This window comes from Streptomyces sp. NPDC001380, assembly GCF_042895785.1.
Classification (GTDB): Bacteria; Actinomycetota; Actinomycetes; order Streptomycetales; family Streptomycetaceae; genus Peterkaempfera.
This window is the reverse complement of the sequence record NZ_JBIAWP010000003.1, coordinates 151,257-163,284: the sequence shown is the minus strand read 5'-3', so window position 1 is coordinate 163,284 and position 12,028 is coordinate 151,257. Positions and strand designations below refer to the sequence as shown.

Genomic DNA, 12,028 nt, shown 5'->3' with positions numbered 1-12,028 from the left:
GTCCGGTGCGGGGGCGGGGAAAGCGGTTTTTCCGCCGGGCGTGTCGTCCGGGAGGGGGCCGGCCGGGCACGGCGGGGGGCCGGGGGCGGGAGGCCGCGTCTCGGGAGCCGGGGCGGGCCGGGCGGCGCACGGCCGGGCGGGCGGTGCGGGGCGGGCCGGGCGGGGCGGGAGAATGGGCGGGTGGAGATCGCGACGCTGCTGACCGACGAGGGCCAGGACCTGCTGGAACTGCTGCGGGACCACGACCCCGGGGAGGAGCTGGCCCTGGCGACCCGGCTGCGCCGGGAGCACCCCGCGGAGCTGGTGTCGGCCGCGCTCGGCCAGGCGCGGCTGCGGCAGCGGGCCCGGGCGAAGTTCGGCACGGACGCGGACCGGATGTACTTCACCGCCGACGGCGTGGAGCAGGCCACCCGCACCTCCGTGGCCGAGTGGCGGGCCCGGCGCTTCGCGGAGCTGGGGGTGCGGCGGCTGGCCGACCTGTGCTGCGGGGTGGGGGGCGACGCGGTGGCGCTGGCCCGCGCCGGCATCTCCGTCCTCGCCGTGGACCGCTCGCCGGAGGCCTGCGCCGCCGCGGAGGCCAACGCCCGCGCGCTGGGACTGGCCGGCCTGGTCGAGGTGCGGTGCGCGGACGTCGCCGACGTGGACCTCGCGGGCTTCGACGCGGTCTTCACCGACCCGGCGCGCCGGGGGGCCCGGGGCCGGATCTTCGACCCGGAGGCGTACTCGCCGCCGCTGTCCTGGGCGGTGGCCGCGGGCCGGCGCACCCGGTACGCGGCGCTGAAGGTCGCCCCCGGGATCCCGCACGAGGCGGTGCCGGAGGACGCCGAGGCGGAGTGGGTCTCCGACGGCGGGGACGTCAAGGAGGCGGTGCTCTGGTTCGGCACGGGGGCGGCGCAGCCGCACCGCGCCACGCTGCTGCCCGGCGGCGCCACGCTGACCGGCGGCCGGCTGCCCGACGTGGCGGCGGGCCCGGTGCGGCGGTACCTGTACGAGCCGGACGGCGCGGTGATCCGGGCGCACCTGGTGGCCGAGGTCGCGGAGCAGGTGGGGGGCGCCCTGGTCGACCCGGCGATCGCCTACCTGACCTCCGACGCGCTGGTCCGCACCCCCTTCGCGACCGCCTACGAGGTCACCGACGCGCTGCCCTTCAACCTCAAGCGGCTCAGGGCGCTGCTGCGGGAGCGGCGGGTCGGGACGGTCGTGGTCAAGAAGCGGGGGTCGGCGGTGGAGCCCGAGGAGCTGCGGCGCAGGCTGCGGCCCGAGGGGCCGGAGTCCTGCACGGTCTTCCTCACCCGGGTGGCGGGGGCGCCGGCGATGCTGCTGGGGCACCCGGTCTGAGGCCCCGCCGGGGCCGGGGGGCCGGGCGCGGACGCACCGCGGCCCGGACCGGCGGGGTCCGCCGGTCCGGGCCGCGGGGGCTCAGCGCCGGGTCAGGTGCTGCGCGCCGGAGGGGTCCGGGGCGGTCAGGCCCCGGCCCCCGGCGCCGGCCGGGGCGGTCCCCACGGCGGCGGACCGGCGGACGGCCGCGCTCATCGGGACGGCGCCGGCCGGGTAGTACGCGGACTTGTACCAGGAGCCGTCGGCGCTGACCGCGGTGCCGATCGAGGCGACCACCCCGGAGGGCACCTCGTTGAACGGGCTGATGACCACCGGCTGGTTGATGCCCGCGGCGCGGTTCACCAGGTAGTTCCACGTCGGGCCGGGGAGCGCGGAGGTGCCGCTCCACAGGAGCGGGCCGAAGCGGTTCATCGCGGCGCCGGCGCTCATCCCGGCCTGCCAGTCGTTGCTGGGGGCCAGGACCACGTCGGTGGACCAGGACCACCAGAAGGAGGCCAGGTTGGCGGCGATCGCCTCGTGGGTGGTGCCGCCGATGTACCAGTAGTCCAGGCTGCCGGGCCAGCGCGGCATCATGTTGCGGTCGTAGGCGCTGAACAGGGCCTGCTTGGCGTCGTAGCCGACCGGCGTGATGTGGCTGGTGCCCGGGTTGAGCCCGTTGAGGTACGAGGCGACCGAGGAGGTGAGGCTGCGGCCGTTGGTGAGGACCACCACGGCGCGGTTGCCCGCGGAGGCGCCGGCCGCGGCGGCGGCCGCCAGCGCCTCGTGGTAGTCGGTGCCGGAGGCCAGGAAGACCCACGTCGGCGCGCTGGTGGACGCCTTGGCGACCGCCACCGAGGTGGACCAGCGGTCGGCGCCGGCCAGCCGGACCGGCCGGTAGCCGAGGGCCTGGACCTGGCTCGCGACCTTGCTGCCGAGGATCTGGGTGCCGCCGACCAGGTAGACCGTCGCGCCCTTGGGGAGGACGCGGCGCAGCTCGGCGGAGGCGCCCGCGGCGAGCGAGCCGCCGCCGGTGCTGAGCACCGGGCCCTGCTTGTACCCCGCCAGGGCGGGGGCGGTCAGTCCGTAGGGGGCCGAGCCGCTGTTGACGAGGACGGCGCTCTTCGCGGCCAGGAGGCCGGGCACGTGGACGCCGCCGGCGGTGTCCCACGTCCAGCGGGAGGCGGCGACGTTGGTGGTGGTGCTGCCCGAGCCGTAGACGCGCTGGACGTAGTTGTAGCGCAGGGGCTGCCAGGCGACGTCGGTGAGCCCGGCGCTGTTCGGCACGGCGGCGGTGCCGCCGGTGCCGGGGGTGAGCACGGCCAGGCCCGCACCGCCCGCGTAGGCGATCCGGTCGCCCTTGGGCGACCAGGCGGGGTGCGTGTGCTGGACGCCGTCCGAGGTGAGCTGCTTCAGCCCGGTGCCGTCGGCGGAGACCGAGAACAGCTGGCGGACGCCGGCGACGGTGCGCACGAAGGCGACCTTGGTGCCGTCCGCGGAGAGCGAGGGCTGGTAGGCGTCGGAGGCCAGCTTGCGGAAGGCGTGGCTGGTGCCGTCGTACAGCCAGACCGCGGGCGCCCCGGTGTGGGAGCAGTCCGGGCCGGTGCGCACGAAGGCGAGCAGGCGGCCGGATCCGCTGGGCTGCGAGTCGCAGCCGTCCTTGTCGGCGGCGAGGAGCGGCTGCGGCCAGGTGGAGCCGTCGGACGCGCCGACGTGCAGGCGGCCGCCGGTCTGGAAGACGACGGAGTCGCCGTTGTACCAGAAGGTCGGGTCGGCGACCCGGCCGCCGCCGCCCTTCTGCGTGATGAACTGCTCGTACTTGCCGTCCTGGCGGATCGTCACCAGGCGGTTGTCCTGGTACGCGTCGACGAGGACCGCCCGGCTGCCGTCGGGCGACCAGGCCGGGGCGCTGCCCGGGCGCAGGTAGCCGTAGCCGGAGCCGCCGGGCCAGGTGCGGAAGAGGTTGGAGCCGTCCGAGCCGAGCAGGCGGCCGTCGGAGGCCGGCCACGAGCCGGCGGCCGCCGCAGGGGCGGCGGACAGGGTGAGCGCACCGGCGGAGACCGCCAGGACGGAGGCGAGCGCCGCGGACGCGCGGCGCAGGCGGTGGTTCAAAAAGGACCCCCAGGGGATGGTGCGTGCGCGGGGCACGCGGGCACTGGGCCGCCGGACCGCCCGCGTCGCGCGGGCTCGCGCGGAGGGAGTCCTCCGCGACGGCGGCGTCAGGAGCCTAGTGGTACAGACCTGTTCCGGGGAACAGGTATTCGGGTTTTCCGGGGTCAGCCGGCGGCGCCCGGGTGCCCGTCCGGTGCGGGGAGGTAGTCGTCGAGGCGGCCGACGGCGAAGCCCTGGCCGCCGATCCGGCGCAGCAGGGCCGCGAACATCTCCGTCATGGTGCGGTGCTTGAGCTCGGCCGGGCCGCGGAAGTGGACGAGGACGATGTCGCCGGGGTGCAGCCTGCGGCCGGGGTCCTGGTACTGCATGTCCCTGATCTGCATGGACTCCCTCCAGAGCACCAGGGCCCGCAGCCCGCACGCCCGGACCGCCTCCAGGGTCGCCGCGTCGTAGGCGCCGTACGGGGGCCGGAAGAGCGCGGGCGCGGCGCCGTACTCGCGGGTGAGGCGGCGCTGCTGGCCGCAGATCTCGGCCCGCTGGGCGGCGGCGCCGAGGCCGGGCAGGTACGGGTGGGTGAGGGTGTGGTTCTGGACGGTGTCGCCGAGCGCCTGGATGCGGCGGAAGTAGCCGTAGTCGGAGCGGATGGCCGCGTCCGTGAGGAACATCGTCACCGGCACCCGCAGCTCGCGGAGCATCCGGACGAACTCCGGGTCCTTCTCCGTGCCGTCGTCGATCGTGAGGAAGACGACCCGGTCACGGGTGGGGATGCGGCTGACGACCGGGACCGGTCCGGCGCCGGTGCGCCTCGGCGGCACGGGCGCGGCGGGCGGCGGGGGCGCCGGGGGGGAGCGGCGCCAGGCCCCAGGCGCGCCAGAGCGCGGCGCGGCGCCGGGCCTCGGCGGCGGGGGCCGGGAGTCCGGCGCGGGCCGTGGTGGCGGGCGCGGAGGCGGACGGGACGGGGGCGGCCGGGGCCGGGCTGCGGCCCGCTCCCCCGCCGCACGCCGCCAGGGAGGCGGCCAGGGCTGCGGCGGCGGTCGCGGCGGCGGCGCGGGTGCTCCTGCGGGCGGTGCCGGGCACGGCTGCTCCTCCTCGTGGTCGGCGGCACCTGGAGGGACGTCCGCGGGAGGCGAACGGTTGTCCGACCGGAGGGATCCGGGCGTGCGGATGCCCGGCCGCGGCGGCGGCCGGGCAGGGCGGAGGCACGGGGCAGGGGCCGGCGGTCACGGGGACCGGGGTCGGGCGGCCGGCGGTCACGGGGACCGGGGTCGGGCGGCCGGCGGTCACGGGGCCGGGAGCAGGGAGCCGGGAGCAGGGGGCCGGGGATCAGGGGTAGCTCTCGACCCGCCGGAAGCGCCAGCGGTGCGGCTCCCGCCGCAGCAGCCCGGCGGGCGGGTCCGGCAGTTCCGGCAGGACGCGCTGCTCCGGCTCCTGCGCGGCGCCCGGCGCGGCCGACCACCAGGTGACCACCAGGACCCGGTCGTCGTCCGCCGTGAAGACCTCGGCCCGCTCCAGGCCGGCGACGGAGTCGGTGAGGTCGGGCAGGGCGTGCTGGAGCACCCAGTCGAGCAGGACGGCGCCGCGGCCCTCGGCCGCCCGCGCCTCCCACATGAGGGTGGTGGTCATGCCCCGCCTCCCAGGGAGTGGTGGGCGTGCGCGTGCACGGCGCCGTGCGGGTCGGGCACCGAGACCTCGGTGACCGGGAGGGACGAGTCGGCGGAGAGGTCCAGGGCGGAGGCGTCGCGCCCGCGCCGCACCATCTCGGCGCCGAGCGCGGCCACCATGGCGCCGTTGTCGGTGCACAGGCCCGGCCGGGGCACCCGCAGCCGGATGCCGGCCCGCTCGCAGCGCTCCTCGGCCATGGCCCGCAGCCGGGAGTTGGCCGCCACGCCGCCGCCGATCATCAGGTGGTCGACGCCGTTGGCGCGGCACGCCTTCACGGCCTTGCGGGTGAGGACGTCGGTGACGGCCTCCTGGAAGGAGGCGGCGACGTCCGCGACCGGCACGTCCTCGCCGGCCCGCCGCTTCTGCTCGACCCAGCGGGCGACGGCGGTCTTCAGGCCGGAGAAGGAGAAGTCGTACTCGGGGTCGCGGGGGCCGGTGAGGCCGCGGGGGAAGCGGATCGCCTCCGGGTCGCCCTCCCGCGCCATCCGGTCGACCACCGGGCCGCCGGGGAAGCCGAGGCCGAGCACGCGCGCCACCTTGTCGAAGGCCTCGCCGGCCGCGTCGTCGATGGTGGCGCCCAGCGGCCGCACGTCGGAGGTGATGTCCTCCGTCAGCAGCAGCGAGGAGTGGCCGCCGGAGACCAGCAGCGCCATGGTGGGCTCGGGCAGGCGGCCGTGCTCCAGCTGGGAGACGCAGATGTGCGAGGCCAGGTGGTTGACGCCGTACAGGGGCTTGCCGAGCGCGTACGCGTACGCCTTGGCGGCGGAGACGCCGACCAGGAGCGCGCCGGCCAGTCCGGGACCGGCGGTGACGGCGATGCCGTCGAGGTCGGCGGCGGTGACGCCGGCCCGGTCCAGGGCGCGCTGCACGGTGGGGACCATGGCCTCCAGGTGGGCGCGGCTGGCCACCTCCGGGACGACGCCGCCGAAGCGGGCGTGCTCGTCGACGCTGGAGGCGACCGCGTCGGCGAGCAGGGTGGTGCCGCGGACGACGCCGACGCCGGTCTCGTCGCAGGAGGTCTCGATGCCCAGGACAAGGGGCTCGTCAGCCATGAGTGGTGCTTCCTCGGTCGGCGGGTTCGGCGGGTTCGGCGGGTCCGGCGGCTGCCGGGGGTCCGGCGGGGCGGGGGTGTGCGGGGTCGGGCAGCGGGGCGTGCGCGGGGTCCTCCAGGCGCATCACCAGGGCGTCCACGCCCGCGGGCTGGTAGTAGTTGCGGCGCACGCCCACCGGCTCGAAGCCGAACCGCTCGTACAGGCGCTGGGCCCGCAGGTTGTCGACGCGGACCTCCAGCAGCAGGTCGGCGCAGCCGCGCCGTCCCGCCTCGCGGACGAGGTCGGCCAGCAGCAGCGAGCCGAGGCCGCTCCCCCAGTGCCCGCGGGCCACCGCGATGGTCTGCACGTCGCCCTCCGCGCCGACCGCCATCAGCCCGGCGTAGCCGGCGACGCGGCCGGCGGTGTCCTCGGCCACCGTGTAGTGGCGGGTCGCACCGGGGTGGCGGGTGTCGGCGAGCTCGGACCAGAACATGCCCGCCGACCAGGCGTCCTCGGGGAAGAGCTCCCGCTCCAGCTCCAGCACCGGCGCGATGTCCCACCAGCGCATGGGCCGCAGCAGCACTCCGGCCGGACCGCTCACGCCGGCAGCACCGCCTTGTACCCGGCGGGCACCTGCGCGTCGGGGCGGCGCAGGTAGAGCGGGACCGGCGGCAGCAGGTCCCCGCCGGCGGCGAGGCGCTCGGCGGCGTGGGCGGCGAGGTGCCCGGCGGAGACGTGCTCGGGGCCGCGCGCGCCGGTGAGGACGCCGGCGTGGAGCAGCGCTCCGGCGCCGACGGCGGGCGCTCCTGCCAGCCGGTCGGCGATGTCGGCGGGCCGGTCGACGTCGGGACCGGAGACCCGGGCGCCGTGCTCGTCGTAGGCGGCCCAGTAGACCTCCTTGCGGCGGGCGTCGGTGACGGCGGCGAAGGGGCCGGTGACGCCCTCCGCGCGGGCGGCGCGCGCCAGTCCGTCGAGGGTGCAGACGCCGTGGACCGGGATGCCGAGGGCGTGGCCGAGGGCGGCGGCGGTGACCAGGCCGACGCGCAGCCCGGTGTACGGGCCGGGGCCGACGCCGACCGCGAGGGCGGTCAGGTCCCCCTTGGCCGCGCCGGCGTCGCGCAGCACCCGGTCGATCGCGGGCAGCAGCAGCTCGCCGTGGCGCCGGGCGTCGATCCGGGTGGACTCGGCGACCACGGTCGTCCCGTCGTGCAGGGCGGCGGTGACGGCGGGGGTGGCGGTGTCGAAGGCGAGGAGGAGCACGGATCCAGGTTAGAGCGTCCCGGGCGGACCCTGTCCGGGCATCCGGTCCGGACGTGCGGTCCGGACGTCCCGGGCGCGGCTCCGGCCGGGCGGCCGGTCCGCCCGGCAGGTCCGCGCGGCCGGTCCGGCGGCACGTCCGCGCGGCCCGCCGGGACGGCGCGTACGGCCGTGCGGCGCCGGGTCGCGGCGGCGCGTCCGGAGGGTGCTGGCACGATGGGACACGACAGGCGGCAGAGGACGAGGAGCGCTCGTGGCGAAGATCGGTTCGGGGACGGTCGTCACCGGACTCACCCTGGGGGCGATGGCGGTGGTCGCGGCCCTCGCGGTGCAGGCGCAGGGGACCGGGCGGAAGGCCGCCCCGGCCTCTCCCCCGCCGCCCTCCGGAGCCTCGGCGTCCCCCCGCCCGGGGGCGGCGCAGGCCCCGCCCGTCCCGGCGCTGCCCGCCGCCTCGGGCACCGGCCGCCGGGTGGTCTACTCCCTCGGCGCCGACCGGGTGTGGCTGGTGGACCCGGCGCGCACACCGCAGGTGGTGCGGAGCTTCCGGGTGCGGCCCAGCGCCGTCGACCCGGCGCCCGGCACCTACGGCGTCTTCTCGCGCCGCCCGGCCGTCACCGGCTCGGACGGGCGGCCGATCGAGCACGTGCTGCTCTTCGCCCGGTCGTCCGGGGTCCCGGTGGGGTTCAGCGCGGCGGTGGACGGCAGTCTGCCGACGCCCGTCCCGGGGAGCCGCACGGGCGGGATCCGGGAGACACGGGCGGACGGCGCCGCGCTGTGGCGGTTCGCCCCGCTGCAGAGCCGGGTCGTGGTGGTGCCCTGACGCGGTGGTGCCCTGACACGGTGCCGCCCTGGCGCGGTGCCGCCCTGACGCGAGGGTGGACCGGCGCGGCGGCCGGTCACCGGCGGTGACTGCCGGTCCCGCCGGTGCGCGGGCTCATCAGGCGGCGCTGCCGACCGGGTCCGGGTCGAGCGGGCCGGGGTCGAGCGGGTCCGGGCCGGTGCCGGGGGCGGGTGCGGCGGTGGGGGGCGTGGAGACGGCGGCCGCGGCGGCGCAGGAGGCCAGGAGCTCCCGCGCGCAGACGGCGGGCGCCTCGGGCGTCCCGGCGGCGGCGCGCGCGGGCGGGGCGGGCCGGGGCTCGTCCGCACGGTCCGGCGGGGTGCTGCTCGACATGGCGCCTCCCGGAGTTAGGTACACCTAACCGCTTGCTCCATGTGACCATGCCTTCCCCGGAAGGCGCAACAGCATGCGGACGACGTGTCGGCGCGGCCGCCCCAGCCCGCGACGGGGGTGTCCCCGGTCACGGACCGCCGGGCCCGATCCGGCCCGGCAGGGCCCGGTCGGGCACGGCCCCCGGTCAGTGCAGGCGGTCGGCGAGCGCGGAGAGGTCGGCGCCGTCCCAGCGGCGGCCCACGCCGCAGAGCACGACCCGGCGCACGTCCCCGGCGCCGTCGGCGTCCCCGTCCGCCGCGCCGTCCGCCGCAGGCTCCGCCGCGTCCCCCTCCGGGCCGTCGCCGCCGAGCTGCCGCTCGATGCGGACCTCCAGCCGGTCCTCGGAGAGCTCCTCGACCCTGCCCTCGCCCCACTCGACGACCACCACCGACTCCGGCAGCGAGACGTCCAGGTCGAGGTCCTCCATCTCCTCCAGGCCGCCGCCCAGCCGGTACGCGTCGACGTGCACCAGGGCCGGGCCGCCGCCCAGCGGGGGGTGCACCCGGGCGATGACGAAGGTCGGGGAGGTCACGGCGCCGCGCACGCCCAGGCCCTCCCCCAGGCCGCGGGTGAGGGTGGTCTTGCCCGCGCCCAGCTCTCCGGAGAGCAGCACCAGGTCGCCGGGCCGCAGCAGCGCGGCCAGCTCGCGGCCGAGCCGCTGCATGCGGTCGGGCGTGGGCACGGTGAGGGTGGCGTACGAGCCCATGGGTGTGTCGCGGTCCTTCCGGGGGTGCGTGCCGGGTCCGGCCCCCGGGCGTTCGGGGTCCGGGGGCCTCCAGGGTCTCAGGGTCGCACGCCGGAGCCGTCCGGGTCGCCCGCGCCGTCGAGTCCGCCCAGGCCGCCGAGCGGGACGCCGCTGCGGCGGGCGGCCCGCTCCAGCAGGGCGGCGAGGTGGGCGTTGACCACCTCGGGGTGCTCCAGCATCACCAGGTGGCCCGCGTCGGGGACCAGCACCAGCTCGGCCCCGGGCAGCGCGTCGGCTATCGCCTCGCTGTGCGCGGGCGGCGTGAGCAGGTCGCGGGTGCCGCCCAGGACGAGGGAGGGGATGCCGTCCATGCCCGCCAGGGCGGCGGCCTTCTCGTGCAGGCCGAAGGCCGGGTAGAACTCGGCGACCACGTCGATGGGCGTGGCCTCCAGCATCTGCTCGGCGAAGCGGGCGACCGCCGGGTCCACGCCGCCGCTGCCGAAGGAGAACTTCCGGTACAGCACCGCCGTCAGCTCGCTGCCGGCCCGCCGGGTGGCCTCGACGAGCTCCACCTGGCGGCCGAGCGCCCGCAGCACGCCCGGCGCGACGCGGTGCAGCACCCGGGCGCCGTAGGCGGGCAGGCCGAGGGTGACCTCGTTCCACCGGCCGGCGGTGGTGCCTATGAGGGCGACGCCCGCGACCCGCTCCCGGAACAGCTCGGGGTGCTGATCGGCGAGGGCCATGACGGTCATGCCGCCCATGGAGTGGCCGACCAGGACGAGCGGGCCCTCGGGGGCGGCCGCGTCGATCACGGCCCGCAGGTCGGCGCCGAGCTGGTCGATGGTGGCGGGCTCGCCCGCCTGGTAGGAGCGGCCCCGCTCGGAGCGGCCGTGGCTGCGCTGGTCCCAGAACACCATCCGCACACCGTCGCGCAGCGCCGCCCGCTGGAAGTGCCAGCTGTCCTGGTTGAGGCAGTAGCCGTGGCAGAAGACGACGGTCAGGGGCGGCGCGCCGGAGGGGCCCGGCGGCGCGGCGTCGGGGCCGGCGGGGGCGGTGGCGAGGACCGGCGTGCGCTGGACGCGCCGGCGGCCGAACCAGCCGCGGCGCACCGCGGCGCCGGCGGCCTCCCCGGGACCGGCCTGCGGCCCGGCGTCCGGCACGGCCCCGGGGCCGGCGGCGGCCCCGGCCGGACCGGCGGCGGTGTCCTGTCCGGCGGGGACGGCGGGCCGGGCGGTGCCGTCGAGCTCCACGTACAGGCGGGTGCCGTCGTCGGCGGTGACCTGGCGGGAGACGCCGCGCAGCGAGCCGAAGGGGGCGGCGGCGTCCAGTTCGGCGCGGGCCCGCAGGCGCATGGCGCGGCCGACGGTGAGGCGCTCCAGCGCCACGCCGGCCGCGGCGCCGGCGGCGACCACGCCGACGGACAGGCCGAGCAGGCCCGCCCGGCGCCCCGCCCGGACCAGCATCCCGTCGGCCACGGCCCCGGCGGCGTCGCCGACCGCCTGGACCGCCCGCACCGCGGACTCCGCGGCCCCGGAGGCCGCGTCCACCGCCCTGCCCGCGTCACTGCCCATGTCGGGGGGTGCCCTCCTGCCCGCCGGCTCCGGTGCCGGCCGTCCCGTTCACATGCCTGCGCGGGACTCTTACCCCGATCCGGGTCACGATCTCGTAGGCGATGGTCCCGCAGGCCCGCGCCCAGTCCTCGGCGGTGGGCTCGCCCCGGTCCCCGGGGCCGAAGAGCACCGCCGTGTCGCCGGGCTCGGCGCTGTCGCCGCCCAGGTCGACGACGAACTGGTCCATGGCGACCCGCCCGGCGGCCGTGCGCCACTTTCCGGCGACCTGGACGGGCCCGGTGCCGCTGGCGTGCCGGGGGATGCCGTCGGCGTAGCCGACCGGCACCAGGCCGAGCGTGGTCTCGCCCGGGGTCGTGTAGTGGTGGCCGTAGCTCACGCCGTGGCCGCCGGGAACCCGCTTGACCGAGGCCAGCCGGGCCTCCAGCGTCATCACCGGCCGCAGCCCGAAGTCGGCCGGGGAGCCGACCTCCGGCACCGGTGAGAGCCCGTACAGGGCGAGCCCGGTGCGGACGAGGTCGTGGTGGGTCTCGGGCAGCAGCAGGGTGGCGGGCGAGTTGGCGAGGTGGCGGACCTCCAGGCGGGCCCCCTGGGCCTCCGCGTGGCCCACGGCCTCGTCGAACGCGGTGAGCTGGGCCCGGATCGAGGGGTGGCCGGGCTCGTCGGCGGCGGCGAGGTGCGACCAGACGCCGGCGATGCGCAGCAGGCCGCCGGCCTCGGCGCGGCGGGCGGCGACGACCAGGTCGGGCCAGTCGTGGGGCTGGCAGCCGTTGCGGCCGAGGCCGGTGTCGGCCTTGAGGTGGACGCGGGCCGGTACGCCGGTCTCCCCGACGGCGGCGAGCAGCTCGTCCAGGGCCCAGCGGGCGCTGACGGAGACGTCGACGGAGGCGCGCAGCGCCTCGGCCCAGGGGCCGCCGGGCGTCCACAGCCAGCACAGCACCCGGGCCTGCTCCGGGCCGATGCCGGCGGCGCGCAGCGCGAGCGCCTCCTCGGGGGTGGCGGTGCCGAGCCAGGTCGCACCGGCCAGCAGGGCCTCGCGGGCGCAGGGCAGGGCGCCGTGCCCGTAGGCGTCGGCCTTGACCACGGCCATCAGCGCGGCGCCGGACGCGCGGGCCCGCAGGGTCTCGACGTTGGACCGCAGCGCCGCCAGGTCCACCGTCGCTTCGGCTCGCATCGCTGTTCTCATCGC

Annotated in this window: 13 protein-coding genes; 2 read left to right on the top strand and 11 right to left on the bottom strand. The window is 78.1% G+C overall.

The genetic code is table 11. From position 1 onward, the window contains the following. Window positions 1-180: 180 nt before the first annotated feature. Entirely contained in the window at window positions 181-1,338 is a 1,158-nt protein-coding gene (locus tag ACFY07_RS05645; RefSeq protein ID WP_390867520.1) for a methyltransferase domain-containing protein, read from the top strand. Between the two features lie 81 nt (window positions 1,339-1,419). Here ACFY07_RS05645 and ACFY07_RS05640 read toward each other — a convergent pair whose 3' ends face one another. The 7 genes from ACFY07_RS05640 to tsaB form a co-directional block, all read right to left on the bottom strand. Beyond that, the gene (locus ACFY07_RS05640; protein WP_390867519.1) at window positions 1,420-3,462 is read right to left on the bottom strand and encodes a cell wall-binding repeat-containing protein; all 2,043 of its coding nucleotides are present in this window, start codon (window positions 3,460-3,462) and stop codon (window positions 1,420-1,422) included. Between the two features lie 128 nt (window positions 3,463-3,590). Beyond that, the gene (locus ACFY07_RS05635) at window positions 3,591-4,241 is read right to left on the bottom strand and encodes a polysaccharide deacetylase family protein (protein WP_390867518.1); all 651 of its coding nucleotides are present in this window, start codon (window positions 4,239-4,241) and stop codon (window positions 3,591-3,593) included. Further along, window positions 4,180-4,503 (bottom strand): hypothetical protein, encoded by a 324-nt coding sequence (locus tag ACFY07_RS05630; RefSeq protein ID WP_390867517.1) that lies wholly within the window; start codon window positions 4,501-4,503, stop codon window positions 4,180-4,182. Before ACFY07_RS05630 ends, ACFY07_RS05635 begins: the two co-directional genes overlap by 62 nt. Before the next feature lie 246 nt (window positions 4,504-4,749). After that, window positions 4,750-5,049, bottom strand: a complete 300-nt coding sequence (locus ACFY07_RS05625) for a hypothetical protein (RefSeq protein WP_390867516.1) — start codon at window positions 5,047-5,049, stop codon at window positions 4,750-4,752. Further along, on the bottom strand, window positions 5,046-6,140 hold the full coding sequence (gene tsaD, locus ACFY07_RS05620; RefSeq protein ID WP_390867515.1) for a tRNA (adenosine(37)-N6)-threonylcarbamoyltransferase complex transferase subunit TsaD: 1,095 nt from the start codon (window positions 6,138-6,140) through the stop codon (window positions 5,046-5,048). The genes ACFY07_RS05625 and tsaD overlap by 4 nt, the downstream gene beginning before the upstream one ends. Next, window positions 6,133-6,687 carry a ribosomal protein S18-alanine N-acetyltransferase gene (gene rimI, locus ACFY07_RS05615; RefSeq protein WP_390867669.1) on the bottom strand — a complete coding sequence of 185 codons (555 nt, stop codon included), beginning with the start codon at window positions 6,685-6,687 and terminating at the stop codon, window positions 6,133-6,135. The genes tsaD and rimI overlap by 8 nt, the downstream gene beginning before the upstream one ends. Window positions 6,688-6,716: 29 nt before the next feature. Then, window positions 6,717-7,379, bottom strand: coding sequence for a tRNA (adenosine(37)-N6)-threonylcarbamoyltransferase complex dimerization subunit type 1 TsaB (gene tsaB, locus ACFY07_RS05610; protein WP_230648700.1), 663 nt, complete (start codon window positions 7,377-7,379; stop codon window positions 6,717-6,719). A 250-nt stretch (window positions 7,380-7,629) separates the two neighbouring features. Here tsaB and ACFY07_RS05605 point away from each other — a divergent pair, with 250 nt between their 5' ends. After that, window positions 7,630-8,196, top strand: coding sequence for a hypothetical protein (locus tag ACFY07_RS05605; protein ID WP_390867514.1), 567 nt, complete (start codon window positions 7,630-7,632; stop codon window positions 8,194-8,196). A 117-nt stretch (window positions 8,197-8,313) separates the two neighbouring features. Here the strand turns inward: ACFY07_RS05605 and ACFY07_RS05600 are convergent, their stop codons facing one another. The 4 genes from ACFY07_RS05600 to alr all read right to left on the bottom strand — a co-directional run bounded on the left by ACFY07_RS05600 (window position 8,314) and on the right by alr (window position 12,013). Further along, window positions 8,314-8,547, bottom strand: a complete 234-nt coding sequence (locus ACFY07_RS05600; RefSeq protein ID WP_390867513.1) for a hypothetical protein — start codon at window positions 8,545-8,547, stop codon at window positions 8,314-8,316. 184 nt (window positions 8,548-8,731) lie between these two features. Beyond that, entirely contained in the window at window positions 8,732-9,292 is a 561-nt protein-coding gene (gene tsaE, locus ACFY07_RS05595; RefSeq protein ID WP_390867512.1) for a tRNA (adenosine(37)-N6)-threonylcarbamoyltransferase complex ATPase subunit type 1 TsaE, read from the bottom strand. Between the two features lie 77 nt (window positions 9,293-9,369). Next, window positions 9,370-10,734, bottom strand: coding sequence for an alpha/beta fold hydrolase (locus ACFY07_RS05590; RefSeq protein WP_390867668.1), 1,365 nt, complete (start codon window positions 10,732-10,734; stop codon window positions 9,370-9,372). A 97-nt stretch (window positions 10,735-10,831) separates the two neighbouring features. Next, complete coding sequence (gene alr, locus ACFY07_RS05585) at window positions 10,832-12,013, bottom strand: alanine racemase (protein WP_390867511.1); 1,182 nt, start codon at window positions 12,011-12,013, stop codon at window positions 10,832-10,834. Window positions 12,014-12,028: the final 15 nt, after the last annotated feature.

Coding starts and splice junctions, on each gene's coding strand:
- ACFY07_RS05600 (WP_390867513.1), bottom strand. CDS start 8,547: ATGTCGAGCAGCACCCCGCCGGACCGTGCGGACGAGCCCCGGCCCGCC.
- tsaE (WP_390867512.1), bottom strand. CDS start 9,292: ATGGGCTCGTACGCCACCCTCACCGTGCCCACGCCCGACCGCATGCAG.
- alr (WP_390867511.1), bottom strand. CDS start 12,013: ATGCGAGCCGAAGCGACGGTGGACCTGGCGGCGCTGCGGTCCAACGTC.
- ACFY07_RS05625 (WP_390867516.1), bottom strand. CDS start 5,049: ATGACCACCACCCTCATGTGGGAGGCGCGGGCGGCCGAGGGCCGCGGC.
- rimI (WP_390867669.1), bottom strand. CDS start 6,687: ATGCGCTGGTGGGACATCGCGCCGGTGCTGGAGCTGGAGCGGGAGCTC.
- ACFY07_RS05590 (WP_390867668.1), bottom strand. CDS start 10,734: ATGCTGGTCCGGGCGGGGCGCCGGGCGGGCCTGCTCGGCCTGTCCGTC.
- tsaD (WP_390867515.1), bottom strand. CDS start 6,140: ATGGCTGACGAGCCCCTTGTCCTGGGCATCGAGACCTCCTGCGACGAG.